At 70.2% G+C, this 22,587-nt stretch carries 21 protein-coding genes; 7 read left to right on the top strand and 14 right to left on the bottom strand.

Going from position 1 to position 22,587, the window contains the following annotated elements; all coding sequences use genetic code 11:
- Positions 1-135: 135 nt before the first annotated feature.
- From OG226_RS13360 to OG226_RS13340, 5 genes are read right to left on the bottom strand one after another with little or no spacing between them, the layout of a single operon-like run.
- Positions 136-1,071: an ROK family protein gene (locus tag OG226_RS13360; RefSeq protein ID WP_329349080.1), complete on the bottom strand. Its 936-nt coding sequence runs from the start codon at positions 1,069-1,071 to the stop codon at positions 136-138.
- Positions 1,068-2,726 carry an ABC transporter ATP-binding protein gene (locus tag OG226_RS13355; protein ID WP_329349079.1) on the bottom strand — a complete coding sequence of 553 codons (1,659 nt, stop codon included), beginning with the start codon at positions 2,724-2,726 and terminating at the stop codon, positions 1,068-1,070. Before OG226_RS13355 ends, OG226_RS13360 begins: the two co-directional genes overlap by 4 nt.
- Positions 2,723-3,601, bottom strand: coding sequence for an ABC transporter permease (locus tag OG226_RS13350; protein ID WP_329349078.1), 879 nt, complete (start codon positions 3,599-3,601; stop codon positions 2,723-2,725). The genes OG226_RS13355 and OG226_RS13350 overlap by 4 nt, the downstream gene beginning before the upstream one ends.
- Positions 3,598-4,557, bottom strand: coding sequence for an ABC transporter permease (locus OG226_RS13345; protein WP_329349077.1), 960 nt, complete (start codon positions 4,555-4,557; stop codon positions 3,598-3,600). The genes OG226_RS13350 and OG226_RS13345 overlap by 4 nt, the downstream gene beginning before the upstream one ends.
- A 3-nt stretch (positions 4,558-4,560) precedes the next feature.
- Positions 4,561-6,318, bottom strand: coding sequence for a peptide ABC transporter substrate-binding protein (locus tag OG226_RS13340; RefSeq protein WP_329349076.1), 1,758 nt, complete (start codon positions 6,316-6,318; stop codon positions 4,561-4,563).
- A gap of 181 nt (positions 6,319-6,499) precedes the next feature.
- On the opposite strand from OG226_RS13340, the gene OG226_RS13335 reads away from it, so the two are divergent.
- Together OG226_RS13335 and OG226_RS13330 are read left to right on the top strand one after the other, a co-directional pair.
- Positions 6,500-7,699, top strand: coding sequence for an ROK family transcriptional regulator (locus OG226_RS13335; RefSeq protein ID WP_329349075.1), 1,200 nt, complete (start codon positions 6,500-6,502; stop codon positions 7,697-7,699).
- Positions 7,700-7,815: 116 nt separating this feature from the next.
- Positions 7,816-9,324 (top strand): M81 family metallopeptidase, encoded by a 1,509-nt coding sequence (locus OG226_RS13330; RefSeq protein ID WP_329349074.1) that lies wholly within the window; start codon positions 7,816-7,818, stop codon positions 9,322-9,324.
- Here OG226_RS13330 and OG226_RS13325 read toward each other — a convergent pair.
- From OG226_RS13325 to OG226_RS13300, 6 genes are all read right to left on the bottom strand, one after another.
- Positions 9,305-9,922, bottom strand: coding sequence for a GTP-binding protein (locus OG226_RS13325; RefSeq protein WP_328677336.1), 618 nt, complete (start codon positions 9,920-9,922; stop codon positions 9,305-9,307). The genes OG226_RS13330 and OG226_RS13325 overlap by 20 nt on opposite strands.
- Positions 9,909-10,268, bottom strand: coding sequence for a DUF742 domain-containing protein (locus OG226_RS13320; RefSeq protein ID WP_328677335.1), 360 nt, complete (start codon positions 10,266-10,268; stop codon positions 9,909-9,911). Before OG226_RS13320 ends, OG226_RS13325 begins: the two co-directional genes overlap by 14 nt.
- A gap of 1 nt (position 10,269) precedes the next feature.
- Positions 10,270-10,701: a roadblock/LC7 domain-containing protein gene (locus OG226_RS13315; protein ID WP_328677334.1), complete on the bottom strand. Its 432-nt coding sequence runs from the start codon at positions 10,699-10,701 to the stop codon at positions 10,270-10,272.
- Positions 10,702-10,712: 11 nt separating this feature from the next.
- Complete coding sequence (locus OG226_RS13310; RefSeq protein WP_328677332.1) at positions 10,713-13,106, bottom strand: sensor histidine kinase; 2,394 nt, start codon at positions 13,104-13,106, stop codon at positions 10,713-10,715.
- A gap of 39 nt (positions 13,107-13,145) precedes the next feature.
- Positions 13,146-14,159, bottom strand: coding sequence for a substrate-binding domain-containing protein (locus OG226_RS13305; RefSeq protein ID WP_328677330.1), 1,014 nt, complete (start codon positions 14,157-14,159; stop codon positions 13,146-13,148).
- A gap of 367 nt (positions 14,160-14,526) precedes the next feature.
- A complete protein-coding gene (locus OG226_RS13300; protein ID WP_019062789.1) occupies positions 14,527-14,982 on the bottom strand; it encodes a tellurite resistance TerB family protein in 456 nt (151 codons plus the stop codon).
- Positions 14,983-15,129: 147 nt separating this feature from the next.
- Between OG226_RS13300 and OG226_RS13295 the strand changes: the two genes are divergently transcribed.
- Genes OG226_RS13295 through OG226_RS13280 form a run of 4 tightly spaced genes read left to right on the top strand, consistent with a single transcriptional unit; the run spans position 15,130 to position 19,028 of the window.
- A complete protein-coding gene (locus OG226_RS13295; RefSeq protein WP_327400507.1) occupies positions 15,130-15,486 on the top strand; it encodes an ArsR/SmtB family transcription factor in 357 nt (118 codons plus the stop codon).
- Positions 15,476-17,953 (top strand): magnesium-translocating P-type ATPase, encoded by a 2,478-nt coding sequence (gene mgtA, locus OG226_RS13290; RefSeq protein WP_329349073.1) that lies wholly within the window; start codon positions 15,476-15,478, stop codon positions 17,951-17,953. The genes OG226_RS13295 and mgtA overlap by 11 nt, the downstream gene beginning before the upstream one ends.
- A 34-nt stretch (positions 17,954-17,987) precedes the next feature.
- Entirely contained in the window at positions 17,988-18,242 is a 255-nt protein-coding gene (gene tatA, locus OG226_RS13285; RefSeq protein ID WP_329353382.1) for a Sec-independent protein translocase subunit TatA, read from the top strand.
- A gap of 48 nt (positions 18,243-18,290) precedes the next feature.
- Positions 18,291-19,028, top strand: a complete 738-nt coding sequence (locus tag OG226_RS13280; protein WP_329349072.1) for a peptidase E — start codon at positions 18,291-18,293, stop codon at positions 19,026-19,028.
- Positions 19,029-19,032: 4 nt separating this feature from the next.
- Here the strand turns inward: OG226_RS13280 and OG226_RS13275 are convergent, their stop codons facing one another.
- Positions 19,033-19,476 (bottom strand): DUF6114 domain-containing protein, encoded by a 444-nt coding sequence (locus tag OG226_RS13275; protein ID WP_329349071.1) that lies wholly within the window; start codon positions 19,474-19,476, stop codon positions 19,033-19,035.
- On the bottom strand, positions 19,476-20,159 hold the full coding sequence (locus OG226_RS13270) for a DUF6230 family protein (protein ID WP_328677315.1): 684 nt from the start codon (positions 20,157-20,159) through the stop codon (positions 19,476-19,478). Before OG226_RS13270 ends, OG226_RS13275 begins: the two co-directional genes overlap by 1 nt.
- Before the next feature lie 695 nt (positions 20,160-20,854).
- Between OG226_RS13270 and OG226_RS13265 the strand changes: the two genes are divergently transcribed.
- Entirely contained in the window at positions 20,855-21,508 is a 654-nt protein-coding gene (locus OG226_RS13265) for a Tat pathway signal sequence domain protein (RefSeq protein WP_328677313.1), read from the top strand.
- A gap of 35 nt (positions 21,509-21,543) precedes the next feature.
- Here the strand turns inward: OG226_RS13265 and OG226_RS13260 are convergent, their stop codons facing one another.
- A complete protein-coding gene (locus tag OG226_RS13260) occupies positions 21,544-22,488 on the bottom strand; it encodes a lytic polysaccharide monooxygenase auxiliary activity family 9 protein (RefSeq protein ID WP_328677311.1) in 945 nt (314 codons plus the stop codon).
- Positions 22,489-22,587 lie beyond the last annotated feature (99 nt).

Below are 22,587 nucleotides of genomic sequence, written 5' to 3'. Positions count from 1 at the left end.
GAGCGGCCCATTGATACATGTCGTTCGACATTCCGAACGAGGTTCGGTGAGTCGATCAGAAGGTAGAGATGGGCCGCGTGTGCGTCAATCACACGGTCGTGCTTGGCCGGTTCCCGTCGTTCACGTAGGTGTTCGCTACGAGCCCCCTGTGTGGATCAGGAGTTCCGCCCGCGCCCGGGCCGCCGCCCCGACCGCCACCGCGTCCCCGCCCAGCCGGGCGGGCAGCACCCGCACCGGGTGACCGCTCACCGGCGGCTCCACCGCCAACGTCTCCTGTACGGCGGACTCGACCAGAGCCCAGGACCGGCTGACGCCCCCGCCGATCACACACGTCGTGACATCCAGCAGCCCCGCCGTGATCAGCAGCGCACGGGCGACCCCGCGCCCCACCGACGTGTACACGGCCCGCGCGTCCGGATCGCCCGACCGGGCCGCCTCGGCGATCCCATGGGCCGTGAGCGCACGCCCCGTCCGCTCGCCGTACCGCGCCGCGATCGACCGCCCCGAGGCCAGCGTCTCCAGATGCCCTCTTCCCCCGCACGTACACGGCAGTTCACCGAACCCGGGCACGTGCCCGATCTCGCCGGCAGCCCCGCGCGGCCCCTCGTACAGGGCGCCATTCAGCCACAGCGCGCCGCCCACCCCGGTGCCCAGCGTCATCCCGAGCACGTTCTCCGCACCGGCGACCGCGCCCTTCGCGACCTCCCCGCGCAGAAACGCGTTCACGTCGTTGTCGAGGAACGCCGGTACGCCCAGGGCCTGTTGGACGGTGGCCGTCACCTCGAACCCGGCCCAGTCGCGGAAGGAGTCGCTGGCCACGAGGATCCGCCCGGCCCGAACGTCCACGAGCCCGGCCGCGCCGACCCCGACCCCGAGCAACCGGGCGGGCGTACGGTCCAGCAGCAGCCGTAGCGCGGAGAGCGCCGCGTCGAGCATGGCCGTCCCGCCCTCACTCGCCGGGGTGGACACCTCCGTCCGGTCCAGGACGTCGAGTTCGGTCGTGCACAGCACGACCTGGGTGGTCGTGCCGCCGATGTCGACGCCGACGACCACCTGGGGAGAGTCCGTCACGCGCCGGCCCCCGTCCCCAACGCCAACCGGCGCTCCCTGCGCTCCCGTTGGAGCACCGGATCGGGTACGGGCACGGCGGCGATGAGCCGACGTGTGTACGCGGTCTCCGGGTGCAGCAACGTGCTCATGGTCGGCCCCTGTTCCTCGACCCGCCCGCCCCGCATCACGACCACGCGCCCGGCGAACTGCTGCACCACGGCGAGGTCGTGCGAGACGAAGAGGCAAGCGAACCCCAGGTCCGCCTGCAACTCGGCGATCACTTCCAACACGGTCTGCTGCACGCTCACGTCCAGCGCGCTCGTCGGCTCGTCCGCGACCAGCAGCCGCGGTTCGAGAACCAGCGCCCGCGCGAGACTCACCCGCTGCCGCTGCCCACCGGACAGCTCACGCGGCCCGCGCCGCGCGAACTCCCTCGGCAGCCGCACCAGTTCGAGCACCTCGGCAACCCGCTCCCGCCGCTCGGCGGCACCCGTCCCACGCCGGTGCACCCGCAAGGGCTCGGCCACGCACTCCGCGACACTCATCCGCGCGTCCAGCGAGGCCACCGGATCCTGCAACACCACACCGACCCCGGCCAGCAGAGCCCGCCGGGCCCGCCCCCGCGCCTTGCGCAGATCGGCCCCGAAGAGGGAGACGCCCCCCGACTCCGGCGAGACCAGCCCGAGAGCCACCCGGGCGGCGGTCGACTTCCCCGACCCGGACTCCCCGACAAGCCCCACGGTCTCACCCGCCCGCACGGTCAGCGACACCTCCTCCAGCGCGCGCACGGCACGAGGCCCACGCCCGAACTGCACGGAGACATCCCGTAGTTCGACCACCGGAGCAGTCGTCTCGACCGACTCACGTGCAACGGCACCCACCGGCTCGCTCACCGCCAGCCGAGGCACAGCGGCCAACAACCGCCGCGTGTACTCGTGCGTCGGCCGCAACAGCACGTCCTCCACCGCCCCGGTCTCCACGATCTCCCCCTCCAGCATCACGGCGACCCGGTCGGCGAAGTCGGCGACGACCCCCATGTTGTGCGTGACCAGCAGCACCCCGGTCCCGGAGCCGGCGGCCAACGCCCGCAGCAGATCCAGGATTTCGGCCTGCACGGTGACGTCCAACGCGGTGGTCGGCTCATCGGCGACCAGCAACCCGGGCGAGTTGGCGATGGCCATGGCGATCACGACCCGCTGCCGTTGCCCACCGGACAACTGGAACGGAAAGGCGGAGGCCCGCCGTTCAGGCTCGGGAATCCCGACCCGGCGCAACAAGGCGACGGCCTCGGCAGCAGCCTCCTGCCGCGACACATCCCGATGGTTCCGCACAACTTCCGCTATCTGCTTGCCGATTCGGGTCAGCGGATCCAGCGCGGTGGCCGGCTCCTGGAACACCATCGAAGCCGTACGCCCCCGCAGCCGCGCGAGTTCGGCCTCACCGGCCCCCACGACATCCGTACCGCCGACCGAAACGCCCCCGGACGCACGGGCGTTGCCGGGCAACAACCCGAGCGCGGCCAGGGCCACGGTCGACTTCCCCGACCCGGACTCACCGACCAGGGCAAGAGTCTCGCCGGGCTCGACCCGCAGCGAAACTCCACGCACGGCGGGCACATCACCGCTCTCGGTGGAGAAGGTGACGCCCAGATTCGCTATCTCCAGGATGCTGTTCATCCCCGTCCCCTCACGTCGAAGGCGTCGCGCAGCCCGTCGCCGACCGCGTTGAACGCGCACACGACGAGGATGATCGCGAGACCCGGCGGCACGATCAGCCACCAGCGTCCCGAGTAGGCGGCCGTCAGCCCGGCCGAGAGCATGCCGCCCCAGTCGGTCGACGGCGGCTGAACTCCCAGCCCCAGATAGGACACATAGGCGACGAGCAGAATCGCGTCGGCGACCTGGAACGTGGCCGCGACGACGATCGTCGACACCGAGTTGGGCAGGATGTGCCGCGTGATGGCCCGGCTGTGCGACCCACCGATGGCCCGCAGAGTCAGCACATAGTCCCGGCTCTTCAAGGTCAACGTCTCCGCCCGCACGAGCCGCGACGGCACGAGCCAGGACACCAGCCCCAGGATCAGGATCAGCCCAGGCACGCCCGGCGTGGTGATCGCGGACACGACGAGCAGGATGAACAGCGCGGGAATGGCGATCCCAGCGTCCACGACCCGCATCATCACCGCGTCGACCCACCCACCGGCATACCCGGCGACCGAACCCCAGAGAGTCCCGATCACGGTGGCAAGCACCCCGGCGGCAAGCCCGACGAGCAACGACACCTTCCCGCCGTACATGAGCCGCCCCAACTCGTCATGCCCGACAGCATCGGTACCGAGCCAATGCGCCCCGCTGGGATGGAGATTGACCTGCGTGAGATCGGTATGGATCTGATCGGTGGAGTGGAGAGCCGGTCCAACGAAGCAGAACAGAAGGAAGAGGGCCACGACGAGGAGTCCGCCGACGGCGAGCTTGTTGCGAGCGAAGCGAGCAATCAGGGGCGCGGGGAACTGCGCGACAAGCCCCCACCGGCCCGCACTTCGAACACTCATGTCCGCCCAGCCTTCACTCGGGGATCCACGATCCGCTGGACGACGTCAGCAAGGAGCGTCCCCACCACAGTCGCGACAGAAATGACAAGCACGCACCCGAGAAGCACCGGATAGTCCGAGGACTGAGCCGCACTCCAGAACAACAGCCCCATCCCCGGGTAGTTGAAGAGCTGCTCGACCACCAGCGCACCCCCGAACAACACCGGCACGTAGTACCCCAACATCGCGATCACCGGCGTGAGCGAGTTCCGGAACACATGCCTGAAGAGAATCGCCCCCTGCCGAGAACCCCCCGCCCGAGCGGTCCGCACGTAGTCCTCGGACAGGTTCTCCAACGTCGAGGCCCGCATGTACCGACTGAACACGGCGACCATCGACGCCGCCCCGGTCACCACAGGCAGCACCAACGCCATCGGATCCGCGAAGACTTGAGCCACCGTGTCCCCCTGCGGCGCCTGCGAAGGAAACCACCGCACCATCTGCGTGAAGACCAGCACCAGCACAAGTCCCAGGAAATACACGGGAGTCGAGTACGCGACGAAGCTCAACGTGGTGATGACGTAGTCGGCCGGCTTGTTCCGCCGCACCGCCTGCCACATGCCCAGCGGAATCGCGAGCGCCAGCCCGAGAACCGCCGACAACACGGTCAACACCAGTGTCTTCGGGAGGCGTTGCTCGATGAGCCGGGACACCGCCTCGTTGAGGGTGTACGACGTGCCGAGGTCACCGTGCAGCAACTGCCGCAGGTAGTAGAGGTACTGGACAGGCAGTGGCCGGTCGAGCCCCTGGTCGTGGTCGAACAGCGTGATCTGCTGAGGCGTGGCCTGCGGGCCGAGGATCCCGCGCGCGGGACCCCCGGGCAGCGCGTGCAGCAGGCCGAACACCACGACCGTCACGATGAGGATCACGACCAGCGCCTGCGCGATCCGCCGGGTCAGATACAGGAGGGTGTCCATGCCTCAGCTGGTCCACTTCCACTGTGCCGGGTGGAAGTTGGCGAGCGGGTCCTGGGAGAAGCCGCCGAGGCCGTTCCTGACCACGGAGATCTGGTAGTCCGGCTCGGGCAGCCAGATCACCGGCAGGTCCTTGGCCAGGGCCGCGCTGTAGTCCTGGATCTCCTGCGTCGAACTCGACGTCGTGGACGCGGAGATGAGCTTGTCGACATCGGCGTTGGAGTAGTTGCCGAAGTTCGCGCCGCCCTTGGACTGGAACAGCGAGTCGCCGGTCGGGAAGGCCGGGAAGTACCAGCTGCCCGCCGTACCGAAGAAGGACAGCTGCCACTTGCAGATCGACTGCGAGGCCGTGCACTGCGGGGTCTGCGACAGCACGGAGTTGACGGGCGCGGTCTTGATGGAGAACTTGATGCCGGTCTTCGCGAGCGAGGACTGGATCGCGCTCATCATGTTGTCGGTCACCGTCGAACCGGACTGCGACAGCACCTGCATCTGGAACTTCGTCCCCTTGGAGACCCCTTCACCGCACTGCGAGGCGTCGGTGCCGGGGCTGGTGCAGGTCATGACCCCGCCCTGTTCGCTCCAACCATGGCCGCTGAGCAGGGACTTGGCGGCCGAGGTCGAGAACGGGTACGGGTCGCCCCTCTGCGTGTCCGAGAGGAACGACGAACTCTGCGCCTGCGGGATAGGCCCGTACCCGGGCACCGCCGTCCCGTTGAAGATGACCTTCGCCAGCGCGCTCTGGTCGATGGACTTCTGCACGGCCTGCCGGGCGTAGAGCTGCTTGAACACGGCACCCATGGAAGGGTTGTTGAAGTTGTACGGCATGTAGGTGATCGCCCAGCCCGACCACGGCTTCACCGTGTAGCCCTGCGCGGTGAAGCTCGCCTTCTGGTCGAGGTCGGTCGCCTCGATGTAGCCGTAGTCGACGCTTCCGGACCGCAGCGCGTTCTTCTCGGCGTCCGCCGTCGTGAAGGGGAGGAGGTTCACGGTGGGGATGCCGGCCTTCTCGCCGCCGTCGTACTTCGAGTTGGCGGTCAGGACGACCTTGCCGGCCGTGGAGAAGGACTTCACGGCGTAGGGGCCGCTGACCGTCTTCCACAGGGCGTTCGTCGCGTAACCGCCGATGTTCTTGGCCGCGTTGTTGAGGTACGTCCAGTCCTTCTTGGCGTCCCCGGCCCTGTCCCACACGTGCTGGGGGAGCGGGGTGATGGAACTCAGCTCATTGGCCAGCATCCACTGCGGGTTGTAGGCCTTGTCGAAGGTGATCGTGAAGTGACTGGCGTCCACGGTCTTGAAGGACGTCCAGTTGTCCGGCGCCTTGCCCGGGTTGTAGCCCGCCCACTGGGACTTGTTCGCCTTGATGAGGTCGAACCAGAACTTCACGTCGTCGGAGGTGACCGGCTTCCCGTCGCTCCAGTGCCGGTCGCCGAGGGTGATCGTGACGCTCTTGTTGTCGGCCGCGAAGTCGGCGGCGGTCGCCACCGAGCCCTTCTTGTTCCAGCCCATGGTCCCGGTCGAGCCGTCGTAGGCGATGAGCGGCTCCCACAACGAGTTCGCGATGGAGATGTTGTTGGTGTTGAGGTGGGCCGCCGTGCCGATCGGGAGGATCCAGTTCGGGGTGAAGTTCGCGGGCAGCGCGTAGTCGATCGAGTCGTGGGACCCGGACGACGGCGTACCGCTCGACCCGGAACAGCCCGCGAGCAGCAGCGAGGCCGTGGTCAGGGAGGCACCGGCGAGGAGTCTCTGGCGAACAGGGGACATGGTTCTCCTCGGAAAAAGAGGGGCGGAGGCGGGGGTAAGGACAGTCAACGACTCCCTGTGCCGAAGAAACAGGCGTCCCGCTGTAAAAAGCCTGTTACTGCTGTTCTGAAAAAAGGTGAGAGGGCATCCGGGTGACTTACGCTCGTCGCCTCGATCACCCGATCCGGAAGTAACTTCCTTCATGCCTGAAAAAAGTGCGCACCGCCGGAAGAGCACCTCGGGCGTCTCCTCACTGGCCGAGCACGTCCTCGAACTCCTCGCCTCCGGGCAGGCGGCCACCCGCACGGAACTCGCCGAACTGCTCGGCGCCGCACCTTCGACGATCTCCCTCGCGGTGGGCCAGCTGGTGTCCCTCGGGCTGGTCGCCGAGCACGGCACGCGCTCCTCCACGGGCGGCCGTCCGCGCAAGGTGCTGCGGCTGGGCGGCAGCGACGGCTTCGCGGTAGCGGCCGAGCTGGGCGGCAAGCACGCGCACGTGGGGGTCGTGCTACCCGGCGGCGGCCTCACGGACGTCTCGACGGTGCCCTTCCCCACGGCGGACGGTCCCGAGGCCGCGCTGCCGGGCCTCGCCGAGACGCTCACCACACTCGCCGAACGCCACGGCCGGGACCGGCTGCGGGGCGTGGGCCTGTCCCTGCCCGGCCCGGTGGACATCGCCTCCGGGATCGTCACGCTCCCGGCCCGGATGCCCGGCTGGAACAAGTTCCCCATCCGGGACTGGCTCGCCGACCGCTTCGAGGTACCGGCCGCCGTCGAGAACGACGCCAACTGCATGGCCGTGGGCGAGCACACCGTCCAGCCCGCCGAGCGCCGCCAGTCGATCATGGTCAAGGTCGGCACCGGCATCGGCGCGGGCGTCATCGCCGACGGCCGCCTCTACCGCGGCGGCACCGGCGCCGCCGGCGAGATCACCCACGTCAGTGTCGAGGCCGCCCACGACATCCCCTGCTCCTGCGGCAACACCGGCTGCCTGGAGACCGTCGCCTCCGGCGCCGCCCTGGTCCGCATCCTGCGCGGCCACGGCCTCGACGTGACGTCCACCGAGGACGTCGTACGCCTCGCCACGGACGCCCACCCCGAGACGACCCGAGCGGTCCGCCAGGCCGGCCGCTACCTCGGCCAGGTCCTCGCGGCCAACGTCAACTTCTTCAACCCCGACGCCGTGTACCTCGGCGGCATCCTCTCCACCCTGGAACCCTTCGTGGCGGCAGTCCGCAGCCAGCTCTACGAGGGCTGCCACCCCCTCGTCACAGAACACCTGGTGATCGACCGAGCGAGCCTGGGCGCGGACGCGGGCCTGGTGGGCGCAGGCCAGTTCGCCCTACAACGGGCCCTGGCGCAGGCATTGCAGACGGTCACGGACAAACCCGGGTCACGCTAGGTCTTTCAGGGGCGCGGGGCTGTGTCGATATGCGGCTCCGCCGCGTGAGCGCGACCAGCCCCCACGCACCCGCACCCGCACCCGCACCCGCACCCGACCCACAACCTGGAGCCCCCTTGCCTTCATCCCGCCCCACCATCGCCATCGCAGGCCTGGGCATCGAATCCTCGACCTTCTCCCCGGCCCGCACGGACGCCCCGGCCTTCCACCCCCGACGAGGCCCCGAAGTCCTCACCCGCTACCCCTTCCTGGCCCCCGGCACCCCCCTCCGAGAGTCCGCCGACTGGCAGGGCGCCCTCGTCGGCAAGGCCCTCCCCGGCGGCACGGCAACGGCCACCGCATTCACCGAACTCACCGACGAACTCATCGCGCGCCTAAGCGAGTTGGGCCCCCTGGACGGCCTCTGGTACGACATCCACGGCGCGATGACAGTAGAGGGCACAGACGACGCCGAAGCCCAACTGCTCGCCCGCATCCGGGAAACCATCGGCCCACACACCCTCGTGTCCACCTCCATGGACCTGCACGGCAACGTCTCCCGCGAACTGGTCCACCAGAGCGACCTGATCACCTGCTACCGCATGGCCCCGCACGAGGACGCCATGGACACGAAGGAACGCGCCGCCCGCAACCTCGTGGACCTCCTGGCAAGCGGCGCCCCCCGCCCGGTCAAGGCCTGGATCCCGGTCCCGGTCCTCCTCGCGGGCGAACAGACCTCCACCCGCATCGAACCGGCGAAGAGCGTCTACGCGGCCGTGGAAGAAGTGGAAGCAACCGCCGGAGTCACCGACGCGGCGATCTGGGTCGGCTACGCCTGGGCGGACGAGCCCCGCAACCGAGCCGCGGTCGTCGTGACCGGCCCGTCAGAACCCCAAGTCACCGCAGGCGCCGAGGAGTTGGCCCGCGGCTTCTGGGACGCAAGGCACGACTTCGAGTTCGTGGCCCCGACCGGCACTCTCCACGACTGCCTGGACGAGGCCCTGGCCTCCACCGCCCGCCCCTACTTCATCAGCGACACCGGCGACAACCCGACCGCGGGCGGCGCGGGCGACGTCACCTGGGGCCTCCAACAGGTGCTGGAACGCCCGGAGTTCAAGGCCCAGGACGGCCCCACGGTCATCTACGCGTCGCTCCCCGGACCGTCCGCCGTAGCCGCGGCGGAGCGCGCCGGTATCGGCGCCACCGTCACCGTCACGGCGGGCGCCGAGGTCGACGACCGGCACGCGGGCCCGCTCACCCTCACCGGTGTCGTGCACTCGATCCGGCACGGCGACCGGGACGCGGAGACCGAGGTCGTCCTCAGGGTCGGCAGCGTGTACGTCGTCCTGACCCGGCTCCGGAAGCCGTACCACCACGAACACGACTTCACCGACCTGGAGTTGGACCCGCGCTCCGCGGACCTCGTGCTCGTCAAGATCGGCTATCTCGAACCCGAACTCTTCGCCATGGCCGCCGACTGGAAGATGGCCCTCACCCCGGGCGGAGTCGACCAGGACCTGGTCCGGCTCGGGCATCACCGCGTCCGGCGGCCCCTGTTCCCCTTCGACCGGGACATGCCCGACCCGGACCTCACGGCCCGGGTCATCGCCCCCTCGGACGAGCCGCTCAGCGGGGCGGACGAGTGAGCTTGCCGCCCCCGCCGTCCTCGATGGCCGCCTCGATCAACTGGTCCAGCAGCGCGATCAGTACGTTCCGGCACGAGTCGCGCTCCCGCGCGTCGCACAGCAGCACCCGGACGTCCTCGGGGAGGGCCAGCGCCTCGCGCACGGCCTCCGCGGGGTAGGGGTGTTCGCCGTAGAAGCCGTTCACGCCCACCACGAACGGGATGCCCCGGCGTTCGAAGAAGTCGACGGCCGCGAAGCTGGACTTCGGGCGGCGGACGTCGATGAGGACCACCGCGCCGAGCGCGCCGAGCGCCAGGTCGTTCCACATGAACCAGAAGCGCTGCTGGCCCGGGGTGCCGAAGAGATAGAGCACCAGGTCCTGGCCGATGGTGATGCGGCCGAAGTCCAGGGCCACGGTGGTGGCCCGTTTCTCCTCGATGCCGTCGAGGTCGTCGACGGCGAGGCCCGCCACGGTCAGCGGTTCCTCGGTGCGCAGCGGCGCGATCTCGCTCACCGAGCCGACCATGGTGGTCTTGCCGACGCCGAAGCCCCCCGCGATCAGAATCTTGACCGTCTCGGGCGGCGCGGGTGCCGGAGCGATGGTGTCAGAGCCGGTCAAGGCCCTCCCTCACTTTCTGCAGCAGGTCCATGTCCGGGCTGGTACGGGAGACCGGGTGCGGCGGCCGGGCCGTGATCAGGCCGGCCTCCAGCAGATCGCAGAGCATGATCACTACCACGCTCACCGGAAGGTCGACAAGAGCGGCGACCTCCGCCACCGCCAGCGGCTCGGCGCACAGCCGCAGGATGCGGGACTGCTCCGGCTGCGGCCGGGGCGCCCGCGCGGGCACCGGATCGACCGCGGTCACCGTGGTGATGAGGGTGAAATCGGCGCGGCTGGGCCGGGTTCTGCCTCCGGTCAGCGTGAACGGCCGTACGAGCCGTCCCGCCGCGTCGCCACCGCTCACCTCACTCGCCGGAGCCGGCCGCGGGGCCGACGTTGGCCCGCGGCGCGGCGCTGAGATGCTCGCCTATCTTCTTCACCAGCATGTTCATCTGGTACGCCACGACCCCGACGTCCGCGCCCGGACCGGTCAGGACGACCAGATGGGCGCCGGGGCCCGCCGAGGTGAGGATGAGATAGCTGTTCGCCATCTCGATCAGCGCCTGGCGCACCGGACCGCCCCTGAAGTCCATGCTGACCCCCTTGCTGAGGCTCATCAGCCCGGACGCGGTGGCCGCGAGCCGCTCGGCGTCGTCGCGCAGGAACCCGATGGACTTGCTGACGACCAGGCCGTCCTCGGACAGCACGACGGCCTGGTTCACCTCGGCCACCCGGTCCACGAGTCCGGTGAGCAACTGGTCGAGCTGGGTGTGCGTGGCGGGAACGGGTCGTGTCATGGCGGAGTCCTTCATGAGCGGTCGGCGGGCGGATTGGGGGAGGCTGCTGCTTCCTCCCGGTCGTACTGCGACGGCGCGTCGTCGTCGACGGAGTCTCGCGCCTGGAACGTGCCGCGCTGGAACCCGGCCAGCGAGGAGGCCGCACGCTCCGCGGTGAAGTCTTCCAGCTCCAGGTCCTCCTCGACCGGCCCGGCCTCCTCCCGCAACTCACTGGCCAGACTGGTCTGCGGCACCCGTCGAGGCAACGGGGTCAGCCCACCGAGCCCGGCCGTCACCGACTCGGACTCGGGCGACCGCGCCGGGGGGACGACGGGCCGGACCTTGGGCGCGGGACCCGACGCGTCAACTGCCCGATCGGCCAGGGCCGTTGGTGCGGAGACGCCCGCCTTCTCCGCCTCTTCCGCTACGACGGCCTCGGCGTCGGTGGTCCTTGCGGCGCCCTGAGCGGGCTCCTCGGGTGCCTCGGGCACGACGATCTCGTGCGGGATGAGCACGATCGCGGTCGTGCCGCCGTACGGCGAGGAGCGCAGGGTCACCGCGATGCCGTGCCGGGTGGCGAGCCGGGCGATCACGAACATGCCGAGCCGGAGGTCGTCGGCGAGGGCGACCACGTCGAACTGCGGGGCCACCGCCAGTTGGGCGTTGAGCGAGGCGTAGTCCTCCTCCGACATGCCGAGCCCGCGGTCCTCGACCTCGATGACGAGTCCCTTGGCGACCATCGCGGCCCGCACCCCGACGGGGCTCGGTGCGGGGGAGTACACGGTCGCGTTGTCGATCAGCTCGGCCAGCAGGTGGATCACGTCGGCGACCGCGGGCGGCGCGAGGCACACCTCCTCCTCGGTGTGCACCTCCACCCGCTGGTACTCGGCGACCTCACCGACGGCACTGCGCAGGATGTCGATCAGGGCGACCGGCTCGGTCCAGCTGCGGCGCGGCTGCTCGCCGCTGATGACGACGAGGTTCTCCTCGTAGCGGCGCAACTGGCTTGCGGTGGAGTCCAGTTCGTACAGGCCGCGCAGGACCTCGGGGTCGTCGTGCCGGCGCTCCAGCTGGTCGAGCTTGGTGAGCTGGAGGTTGACCAGGTTCTGGCTCTGCCGGGCGATGCCGAGGATGACCTTCTGGAAACCCCTCCGGGTGTCGGCGAGTTCGACCGCGGTGTGCACGGCGGTGCGCTGCGCGGTGTTGAACGCCTGGGCCACCTGGCCGAGTTCGTCGTTGCCGTAGTCCAGGGGCGGGGTCGCCGACTCCACGTCGATCTTCTCGCCCCGGTTCAACCGGGCCACCACGTCCGGCAGTCGGTCCTCGGCGAGACCCAGCGTGGCCGCCTTCAGGCCGCGCAGCCGGCGGGACAGGGAGCGGGTGATCCGCCAGGACATGCCGATGCAGAGCAGCAGGGCGGCGAGTCCGCCCGCGCTCAGCGAGGCGGCCGTGACGAGCAGGCTGTGCGCCTTGTCGGAGCTGCGGTCGAGGAGGCCGGCCGTCTGCTGCCGGATCAACGCCTCGTACTGTTCGGCGACTTCGGACAGTGCCGCGTTCCACTGCTTCTGCTCGGCGGGCAGGACGATCCGGCCGGCCGTGCCGTTGTCCGGGTCCGCCCTGCCCGCCGTGCCGGCCCTGAGGACCGCGTCCTCCGTGGACTCCAGGGTGCTCCACTCGACACTCTGCAGAATGTGCTCGATCCGCGTCTTGGTGGCGCCCTGGAACCCGGTGGCGATCTGGTCCTCGACCAGCCAGCGCCGGGCGTGCACCAGCTCGGCGAACCGTTCCCACGACTCGTTGTCGAGGCGCCCGGAGTGCCAGGCGAGCGTCAGCTGCGCGTCCTCCTGGGAGACCAGCTCCGCGCCGTGCTCCAGCGCGACGAGCGGCTCCGCCTGCGAGGTGAGGTCGCCGTCGTCGACCTGGGACAACTGCTGGAACGCCTGGATCTGGTCGTCGATGATCGAGGTGTACTGGTCCAGCACCTGCTGGGGCGTGATGTCGGTGGGGTTGTCCACCTGGTCCCGGTAGTACTCAAGGCTGTCCACGGAAGCGACGACCGAGTACATCCGGTCCCTGATCCGGGACGGCGCCTTCTTGATCGCCCCCGACTGGGCCACGAGTTGGGCCACCGCCTTGTCCGTCGCCGTGCGCTGGGCCTCCAGCGCGGCCTGCGAGCCGTGCGGGTTCGCCATCCACGCCGCCGAGAGGCTGCGCTCCTTCTGGAGCGCGAGCGCGGCCTCGGTGCCCATGGCGCCGGTCGACCTGCTCAACTCCGTCTGCGAGCGCAGCCGTAGCCCCTCCGCGAACATCTGGGTCGTCGTCAGGCCCCACATGGCGGCCAGCGTGACGCTGGGGACCAGGGCGAGCAGGATCAGGGAAAGACGTATGGAACCGACGCGGCGCCGGGCACCTGTCCGTGGAGACATCGTGGTCGTCCTCGCTACATCCTCGTACGAAGTGTCCGGTCAGCGCGTTCCGTCGGCCGCGAACTTCGCGACCGCGCCGACGTTCGTCTTCGTCACGAACGCCGGGCCGGTGAGCACGGGAGCCACCCCGCCGCCACTGATGTTGCCGTTGGTCTTGTAGAGCCACAGCGAGTTCACGGCCAGATAGCCCTGCAGATAAGGCTGTTGATCGACCGCGAACTGTACGTCGCCGTTCTGGACGGCCTTGACCAGGGCCGAGTTGAGGTCGAAGGTCGCGACCTTGGCCCTACTGCCCGCCGTCTTCACGGACTTGACCGCGGCGAGGGCGAAATCGGCGCCCAGCATGACCACTTCGTCGATGCTGGGGTCCTGCTTCAGCCGGTCCGTGACCCCCGCGGACACGGCGTCCATGTCGGTGCCGTCCACGTAGAGCATGTCGGTCTCGCCGCTGAACGCCTTCTTCACGCCCGCGCAGCGCGCCTCCAGGGCGACATTGCCCCGCTCGTGGATCACGCACAGGGCGTGCTTGGCCTTGAGGGCGTCCAGCTTCTGGCCGACGGCGCGGCCCGCGACGCTCTCGTCCTGCCCGAAGAACTCCAGGACACCCTCCGACTGCCAGGAGTCGATACCGGAGTTGAGGCCGACCACGGGAATGTCCGAGGCCTTGGCCTCCTTGATCGGCCCCTTCATCGCGGCCGGCTTGGCGAGCGTCAGCGCGATGCCGTCGACCCCGTCCTTGATCGCGTTCCGCACCAGCTCCGCCTGTCCGGTGGCGTCGGGGTCGCTCGTGTACGTCAGATCGACGCCGTCCTTGGCCGCGGCGGCCTCGGCGCCCTTCTTCACCAGCAGCCAGAAGGCGTCGCCCTTGCTCGCGTGGGTGACCAGGGTGATCCTGAGCCCGCCGGTGCTCGCGGCACCGGCCCCGTCCGTGCCGGAGTCCGAACCACCGGTCGCCGAGCAGCCGGAGAGCAGCAGACAGCCGGTCACGGCGAGGCTGAGTGCCGTGCCGGGTATCAGACGGAGGGGAGCGTGAGGTGAGGGAGGAGTGGTCATAAGGGGTGCGGCACCTCGCTGTGCGGCCGAGCCTGAGGACGGGGAGAGTGCGCCCGGAGCCGAGGGGTGCGCCGACCGGGAGACTCCCGCTGGCCCGGAGCCAATCGCGTGTGACCGCTGGTAGTCAAGTGAGCAGCGACATGGAGTGAGTTGTTGGCCCCGCATTGTGATCATCTCGACGTCGTACGGAAGTTGAGCACGCCGACGAGAAGGTTACGGGCTGGGGGAGGGGTGGTTACGCCGAGGACCGCGGCCGATCCCCCCGAAGGGCTGCCCCGCCGTCGAGAGGCGGGGCGTGGATCGGACCGCGGTCCAGGTCGTCAGACGTGCTCCAACTCCCGGACGGCAACGGGGAGTCGGCGGCCGGTCAGAGGTCGAACTCGTGCGGCGGCAGGTCGAGGCTGAAGCACGCCTCGCGGACCACGGCCTGCTCGGTCTTGTCGAAGTCGCCGTCCGCGCCGCCGATCACGATGCCGATCTGGATCACGGCCCGCGCCTCGGCGGGCTTCTTCTTCGCCTTGGCGATCTCCTGGAGCACGCTGACCTTGCCGAAGGCGAAGTCGGCCGTCAGCTTGTTCAGGTTCTCGTCGAAACGGCGCTGGAGGTCCATCGCGTCGAAGTTCTGCAGCACCTCGTTGCTCGCGATGAGCTGGGCGACGCGCTGGCGCTCCGACGGGTCGACCGTCCCGTCGGCCGCCGCCACGAGCGCGCACATCGCCATGCTCGCGTCGCGGAACGCCCCGCTCTTCAGGTCGTTCTTCTTCGCCACGAGCTGGGTCTGCATCGTCGACGCGGACTCCTTGAAGCGGTCCCACAGGGCCATGCGAACTCCATATGTAGTAAGTCGTGCCTCAGGCGAGCAGTCGTGCGTCTGCGGCACCGTGGAAACTCCCCGGCCCGGGGAGAAGTTCCGGCCGCCTAGACTGGGCGATTCACGAACGGGACCGGTCCAGGACAGGAGGCGACGACGGTGGCGACAGCCGGCAGCGGCTTCGAGGACCCGTCCGCCGACGTGCTCGCGGACGCCGCCGCTGCCTTCGGGCTGCTGGCCTCGCCCGCGCGGTTGCACATCGTGTGGGCGCTGGCCCAGGGCGAGAGCGATGTCACCGGGCTCGCGGAGCGGGTCGGCGGCGCGCTGCCCGCGGTCAGCCAGCACCTCACCAAACTGAAGCTCGCCGGCCTGGTCCGGTCCCGCCGCGAGGGCCGCCGCCAGGTGTACTTCGTCGACGACCCCGACGTGGTCGACGTCGTCCGGCTCGCGGTCACCCGCATCGGCGACCGCGCCGACCGGGCCGATCTCCCCGCCCCCCGACTCCGTGGCCTCTGACACCGCCGCCCACCGGCACACCCCGCTGCAGGTGCTGCGGCACCTGGACACCGGCCCGCGCGGACTGACCGACCCGGAGGCCGCGGCCCGGCTCGCGGCGACCGGCGAGAACACGCTTCCCCAGCGCCGTACGACCTCCTGGCCCCGCCTGTTCCTGCGCAGCCTGCGCGACCCCTTCACCGCCGTCCTGCTGCTCCTCGGCGTGGTCTCGGCGCTCGTCGCCTCCTGGGGAACCGCCGCGGTGATCCTGGCCCTGGTCGCGGTGAGCTGTGTGCTGCGCACGAGCGGGGAGCACCGGGCCGACCGCTCGCTGCACGATCTGCGCGAGCTGGTCGGCGCAACCGCCTGCGTGCTGCGGCGCACGGACGCGGACGCGCCGGTACGGGCCCGGGAGACTCCGGTCGCCGAGCTGGTGCCGGGCGACGTGATCCGGCTCGGGCCCGGCGACCTCGTCCCCGCCGACGTACGACTGCTGCGCGCGACCGGGCTGACTGTCCACCAGGCCGCCCTCACCGGCGAGTCGGCGCCGGTCGCCAAGGCCGCCGTGGAACTGCCCGGCGCGGCGGACGAGGGCCCCTTCGCGCAGCCGTACCTCTGCTTCCAGGGCAGTGGTGTCGTCTCGGGGAGTGCCACGGCGGTCGTGCTGGCGACGGGGGCGCGGACGCGGTTCGCCGCCGCGCACGGCGGGCCGGTGCGGCGGGAGGCGAGCGCGTTCGACCGGTCCGTGCACGGGATCTCCTGGGTGCTGATCCGGTTCATGCTGCTGACGCCCCCGCTCGTCCTGATGGCCAACGCGGCGCTGCGCGGGCGGGGTCTGGCGACGCTGCCGTTCGCCGTCGCGGTGGCGGTCGGGCTGACGCCCGAGATGCTCCCGGTGATCGTGACGACCTGCCTCGCGCGCGGAGCCGCGCTGCTCGCCCGCACGCACGGCGTCGTCGTCCGACGGCTCCCCGCGCTGCACGACCTCGGGGCCGTGGACGTCCTCTGCCTCGACAAGACCGGCACGCTCACCCAGGACCGCCCGGTCGTGGAACGCGCCCTCGGCCCCGACGGCGCCCAGGACCCGGACGTCCTGCGCCTGGCCGCCACGGCCGCCTGGTGGACCCTCCAACTCGCCGAGGCGCCCGTGCCGGACGCGCTCGACGAGGCGCTGCTGGAGGCGGCCGGGCCGGTGGGGGAGGAGTACGACGGGGTCGGGGCCGTGCCCTTCGATCCGGTACGACGGCTCGCGACGGCGGTGGTGCGGGGCGAGGCCCTCGGCACGCACACGCTGATCGTGAAGGGCGCGGTGGAGAACGTGCTGGAGCGGTGTGTGCTCGACGAGGCCGAGCGCGACCGGCTGCTGGCCCTGGCCGAGCGGGAGGCGGAGTCCGGCCTGCGCATCCTGGCGGTCGCCACCGCCGAACGCCCCGCACGCGCGCGTGACTACGGCCCGGCGGACGAACGGGGCCTGGTCTTCCGGGGGTTGGTGACGTTCCACGACGCCCTGAACCCGGACGCCGGGGAAGCCCTGCGGGCCCTGGCCGGCCTGGGTGTCGCCGTGCGGATCCTCACGGGCGACCATCCGGCGACGGCGGCGCGGGTGTGCCGGGAGCTGGGGCCGACGCCGGGGGAGGTACGGATCGAGGCCCGTTGCACGCCTCAGGACAAGGCCCGCGCGGTCACCGCCCTGCGCGCGGCCGGGCACACGGTCGGCTTCCTCGGGGACGGTCTGAACGACGTGCCCGCGCTGCGCGCCGCCGACGTCGGCATCGCGCCGCGCGCCGCCGTGGACGCGGCCCGGGAGGCCGCCGACGTCGTGCTCGCCGGCAAGGACCTCGCCGCGATCCGGCACGCGGTCACGGCCGGACGGCGCAGCAGCGCGAACATCGCCTCGTATCTGCGGATCACCCTCTCCTCGAACCTCGGCAACGTCATCGCGATGCTCGCGGCGGGCCTGCTGCTGCCCTTCCTGCCGATGCTCCCGGCCCAGGTGCTCGCCCAGAACCTCTGCTTCGACGCCGCCCAACTGGCCTTCGCCCACGACCGCCCCGGCGCGGAGGCGCTGCGCCGCCCGACCGTGCTGCGACCGCGGGCGTTCCTGCGGTTCATCACCGGGTTCGGGGCGCTGAACGCGGTCGCGGACCTGGCGACCTTCGCCGTACTGGCGCTGGCGCTGCGCGGCCCGGACGCCGTGGACGACGAGGTGCTGTTCCACTCGGCCTGGTTCACGGAGAACCTGCTCACCCAGGCGCTGGTGATGCTGCTCCTGCGTATGAGGGGCGGTACACCGGGGCCGGTGGGGCGAGCCGCCGTCGCGCTCGCCGCCGCAGGAGTACTGCTGCCCCTGAGCCCGCTGGGCGCCGCGCTGGGCATGACGGGCCTGACGCTCCCCTACTACGCCCTCCTGGCAGCCGTGCTCGGTGTGTATGCCCTGGCCCTGAGGGGTTTGCGATCCACCTCAGGGTTGTACAGTTGCGCAACATAGCAACTGTCGTGTGAGGGAAGAGGAGGGCGAGGTCATGCTCCGCAACGGACTGGAACCTTGGCACCTGCTGGTCGTGGCGATCATGGTCATCCTGCTGTTCGGCTCGAAGAAGCTCCCGGAGGCCGCCCGCGGACTGGGCAAGTCCATGCGCATCCTCAAGAGCGAGGCGAAGGCGATGAAGGAGGAGAGCAACGTGGCGGAGTCGGTCCCGGCGCAGCCGGCGACCGTGCACACGGTGACCGAGTCTCCGGTGGTCACCCCCACGGAGCCGCCCGCCACCGCCCACTGACCGAACGCGGCGGCGGGGCGGTCGCCGGCACCGGCTAGGGTCGCGGGCATGATCGCCCGTGAATCCACCATCGTCGCCACGTCCGGAGGCCACCGCGCGGGCCGCCGGACCAGTGTGCTGTTCGACGCCCTGGTGCACCACGCGGTGGAACTCTCCGGCGCCCACGGCCGCCGCCCGCGCGTCATGTACGTCGGCACGGCCGTCGGGGACGCCGAACACTTCACGTTCCGCATGACGGAGGCGGCGCGGGTCGCGGGTTTCGACCTGACGCCGCTGCAGCTCTTCCCGATGCCCAACCTGGACGACATCGAGGGCGCCGTCCTCGATCAGGACGTCGTCTGGGTGATGGGCGGCTCGGTGGCCAACCTGCTGGCCGTGTGGCGCGTCCACGGCCTCGACCGCGTCCTGCGCAGGGCCTGGGAGTCCGGCGTCGTGCTCAGCGGCGTCAGCGCGGGCTCCCTATGCTGGTTCCAGGGCGGCACGACCGACTCCTTCGGCCCCGAACTCCGGCCGCTCACCGACGCGTTGGGATTCCTGCCGTACGGCAACGGGGTGCACTACGACAGTGATCCGGGCCGGCGCCCCTTGGTCCACCGGATGGTCGCGGACGGGACACTCCCCGTCACCCACTGCACGGACGACGGGGTCGGTCTCGTCTATCGCGGTACTCAACTCGTCGAGGCCGTCAGTGAGTTGCCCGGCAAGGGGGCGTACATCGTGACGCGGGACGGGGACTCGGTGGTCGAGGAACGCGTCGAGCCCCGGCTGTTGCCGGGGCCGATGTGACGGGTCAGGCCTGCTGCTGGAGTTCCGTTTTCGTGGCCGTCTTCGCCTCACGCTTACGACGCTTGCGTTCCGACCGCGGCTCCTGGTCCGGCAGCCAGCCGAACGTCATGCAGCTGCCCACGATGCCCAGCAGCAGCCCGACGAAGAAGCCGCCGAGGTTCGAGGTGAGCCAGCTGCCCAGGGAGCAGAGGATCCCGACGATCGAGTAGAAGAGGCGCTGGCCCGGGCTGAAGAGGATCAGCAGTCCGCACAGCAGCATCATCACCGGAAGCAGATAACCGGTCATGCCCTGCATCCCGATGTGCATCGCGACCTTCAGCGACACCTTCTCCGTGAGTAGGATCTCCGCCCCGCCCAGGGCGAGCAACAGCCCGCCCCAGAACGGACGGCGGGCCCGCCACCGCCGGAAGGCGGGCCCTCTCCCCTGCTGTGGCAGGTTCTCCGACATCAGCAACCCGAGTCGCTGAAGCTGAGCTTGAGGCCCGGCAGCTTGAACACACCTGCCGTGGTGGCGTAGTTGGTCTGCCGGAGGTTGTCGATGTGCACGGTGTCGGCCTGCTGGCTGAAGACGCCCGGCTTGCCCTGCACGCCCGCCTTGTTGAGCGTGCTGGCGTCGTTGCCGATCTCGATGTTGTTGAAGGACGCGTTGCCCGACATCTCCGTCGAGTCGGTGGTCAGGTCGGTCGCCGTCACCTTCGTCGCCCCGCTGCCCGCCTTGATGAGCAGGTTGATGCCGCCGAGGTCGACGCTCTGGCACAGGCTGTCGAGCGTGGCGTTCTTGATGGCGGAGGTGATGATCAGTTCCTGGCCGCCGGTGTCGCCCGCGTTCGGACTGTTCGGGATCATGTTGTCGAGGTCGCCGAACTGCTCGAAGCCGGTGCCGTCCATCGACTTGGCGGTGACCGTGAACGGCATGCCCGAGATGGAGAACTGCACCCCGAGGGCGCCCTGGGCGGTGAGTACCGCGAGGGTCGCGGCGACCAGCGTGGCCGGCACCGCCATGACCGCGGCACGGCGCAGTCGGACCTGACCGCGTCTTTCGGGCCCCTCGGCGGTGGCGGGTGCGGAACCGCTTTCCGGCTGCTCAGGGGTGTTTCCGTTGGACGGGTTGGCGTCCGAGGGTGAAGCCATGTCTGCTCCCATGTGCTGCTCTGGTTCAACGCGAGTCGGTATCGAAGTGGCGCGTTGTCCTGGCGCGGACAGCGAGTGCGGCGCACCCTCCCTCACAACTCCCGGCGGGTGCAAGGGCTTTCAAGGTTACGCAGCAGTAGCCGTCGAGGAAGTTACCGGGGGTTACATTGAAGGGTCAAGGGAGTTGTGAAAAAAGAGTGTTGATGATGCGCCACCTGTGAGGCAAGGCTTTCCCGCACCCCTGCCGTGTCCCGGCTTGTACGTCAACTTGCCCCGCATCCCTTGACGTTGACTGACACTCAGGTCTACAACTCTCCCTTGTTTGCCGGATCCGTGGCGCCGGATCCGCCGCGCGGCACGAGCCGCGTTCCCGGACTTCCCTTTCCGCAGGGGCACTTCACGCCCTCAGAGTCCGAACCCCCGCGGCCCGGCACGGCCGCTTCCCCCTGGTCGTGCCGTCCGCCCCACCGCCCGGCCCGGCCGGAGACCCCCAACCCCCGCGGGCCTCCGGCCGGTGACCGGCCGTCCGCCGCCCCGGCCCGTCACGTACGGAGAAGGCGTCACGGGCCGGTGGCGGCGAACTCGCGCCCCCCAAAAAAACCAGTTACACCACCCTCGAAAGAACCCCCCAGTTCCCCCACCCCCCAAAGAACCCCCCGGTTCGACCCTCCCTTCGAAAGAAGAGGTACACCCGCATGCGTACTCGCACCGTCCTCACCCTCGTCGGCTCCGTCGCCGCGCTCACCCTCCCCTTCACCGTCCCGGCGTCGGCGGACGGCACCGCCGTGCTCACCACCGGCAGCCTCGGCGGTACGGCCGTCGCCGTCGGCGATGTGCTGACCGCGCCCCTGGCCACCGGCACCAGCGCCACCCTGTACTCCAGCGCGACCGGCACCAGCGGCATCAAGTGCACGACGTCGCAGTTCACGGCGACCGTCACCGACAACCCGACCGCGCCGGGCACCGCCACCGAGTCCGTCTCCGGGCAGAGCTTCGACAGCAGCAGCTGCACGAGCAACGTCCTCGGCGTCACCGGTGTCACCAGCATCACGGTCGACAACCTGCCCTACACCACCGCGGCCGTCTCGGACGGCACCCTGACCGTCACCCCGGCCAGCGGCTCCACCATCCAGACCACGGTCAAGCTGAAGACCCTGCTGGGCAGCATCACCTGCGTCTACCAGGCGCCCAGCCTGAGCGGCACGTCCTCCAACACCGACACCAGCATCAACTTCACCAGCCAGGCCTTCACCAAGACCTCCGGCTCGGCCCTGTGCTTCAGCGCGGGCTACTTCACCGCGAAGTACGCCCCGGTGACGGACGGCGGCGCCGCGGTCTACACCAACTAGAGGAGCAAGTAGGGCCTGTACGCGTCGAGTCGGAGTCAGCGTCGACGCAGTCGCAGGGCCAGGGCGGCGCCCCCGGTGAGGACGAGCACCGCGGCGGCGCCGCCCGCCACCATGGGCGCCGAAGGACCGCTCGAAGCGGCGTCGGTGTCGGACGCCACCGGGCTGCTGCCCGGCGCGGTGCTCTCCTCGGCCGGGGACGCCTTCTGCGCCGTAGCCGATTCACTGGCCTTCGCCGAAGGGCTCGCGGCCGTAGGGGACTTGGCCGTGGACGAGGACGGACTCGCCGACTTGTCCTTCGAGGCGGCGGTCTCCTTCGAGGAAGACGAGGAAGCGGCGCTGCCACCCGGGAACACCACGTCGGAGCACGAGTAGTACGTGTCCTCGGTACTGCTGTTCTGCCAGATGGTGTAGATCAGTTGCCGCCCGGTCCGGCCCGTCGGCAGCGTCGCCTTGATGCGGTACGCGCCGCCGGTCAACGGCGGGTCCTTCACCTCGGCGAACGGCGTCGTCGGCAGCTCGGACCAGGTCAACGGCTTCGACGCGTCGTAACCGGCCTTCGTCAGATACAACTTGAACGTCCCGGTGTGCGCGATCGTCGACGCGTACGTCATCGTCAGCTTCGCCCCCGGAGTCAGCCGCGTCGACGGCCAGTCGGTGCGCGCGAGGTTCAGCCCCTTGTAGTCGGCCAGGCCGCCGCTGCACAGCTTCCCGTCGGGGATCAGCTGCCGGTCCCGGCCGTTGATGTCGGGGACCCGGATGTTGTCCCAGAAGGTGAAGGGCCCCCCGTTCGCCGCCACGGCCGCCTCGCAGGCCGTCGACCCGGCCGTGCTGCCGCCCTGGGGCGAGCAGGCGTAGACCCGGCTGACCGGATACGTCGGCGCCCCGTGCGCCTGCGCCGGACCCGCCGCCCAGACGGTGAGCAGCAGCGGGGCCATGGCGGCGGCCGCCATGGCAGTGCGATGTGCGGTCATCCGGGACATCCGGAACGTCTCCTCGGCCGGGGGCGGCAACGGTCTGTTCGTGCAATACGGGAAGCGGGCCCGGCGCGTTCAGCCCGTTCCCCGCCGTCCATCGGGACG

This window comes from Streptomyces sp. NBC_01261, from assembly GCF_036226385.1.
GTDB lineage: Bacteria > Actinomycetota > Actinomycetes > Streptomycetales > Streptomycetaceae > Streptomyces.
The sequence above is the reverse complement of the archived record's forward strand: the minus strand, read 5'-3'. Positions and strand labels throughout refer to the sequence as shown.

Coding starts and splice junctions, on each gene's coding strand:
- tatA (WP_329353382.1), top strand. CDS start 17,988: ATGCTCCGCAACGGACTGGAACCTTGGCACCTGCTGGTCGTGGCGATC.
- OG226_RS13335 (WP_329349075.1), top strand. CDS start 6,500: ATGCCTGAAAAAAGTGCGCACCGCCGGAAGAGCACCTCGGGCGTCTCC.
- OG226_RS13315 (WP_328677334.1), bottom strand. CDS start 10,701: ATGACACGACCCGTTCCCGCCACGCACACCCAGCTCGACCAGTTGCTC.
- OG226_RS13270 (WP_328677315.1), bottom strand. CDS start 20,159: ATGGCTTCACCCTCGGACGCCAACCCGTCCAACGGAAACACCCCTGAG.
- OG226_RS13260 (WP_328677311.1), bottom strand. CDS start 22,488: ATGTCCCGGATGACCGCACATCGCACTGCCATGGCGGCCGCCGCCATG.
- OG226_RS13350 (WP_329349078.1), bottom strand. CDS start 3,601: ATGAGTGTTCGAAGTGCGGGCCGGTGGGGGCTTGTCGCGCAGTTCCCC.
- OG226_RS13275 (WP_329349071.1), bottom strand. CDS start 19,476: ATGTCGGAGAACCTGCCACAGCAGGGGAGAGGGCCCGCCTTCCGGCGG.
- OG226_RS13265 (WP_328677313.1), top strand. CDS start 20,855: ATGCGTACTCGCACCGTCCTCACCCTCGTCGGCTCCGTCGCCGCGCTC.
- OG226_RS13355 (WP_329349079.1), bottom strand. CDS start 2,726: ATGAACAGCATCCTGGAGATAGCGAATCTGGGCGTCACCTTCTCCACC.
- OG226_RS13340 (WP_329349076.1), bottom strand. CDS start 6,318: ATGTCCCCTGTTCGCCAGAGACTCCTCGCCGGTGCCTCCCTGACCACG.
- OG226_RS13280 (WP_329349072.1), top strand. CDS start 18,291: ATGATCGCCCGTGAATCCACCATCGTCGCCACGTCCGGAGGCCACCGC.
- OG226_RS13310 (WP_328677332.1), bottom strand. CDS start 13,106: ATGTCTCCACGGACAGGTGCCCGGCGCCGCGTCGGTTCCATACGTCTT.
- OG226_RS13305 (WP_328677330.1), bottom strand. CDS start 14,159: ATGACCACTCCTCCCTCACCTCACGCTCCCCTCCGTCTGATACCCGGC.
- OG226_RS13345 (WP_329349077.1), bottom strand. CDS start 4,557: ATGGACACCCTCCTGTATCTGACCCGGCGGATCGCGCAGGCGCTGGTC.
- OG226_RS13300 (WP_019062789.1), bottom strand. CDS start 14,982: ATGGCCCTGTGGGACCGCTTCAAGGAGTCCGCGTCGACGATGCAGACC.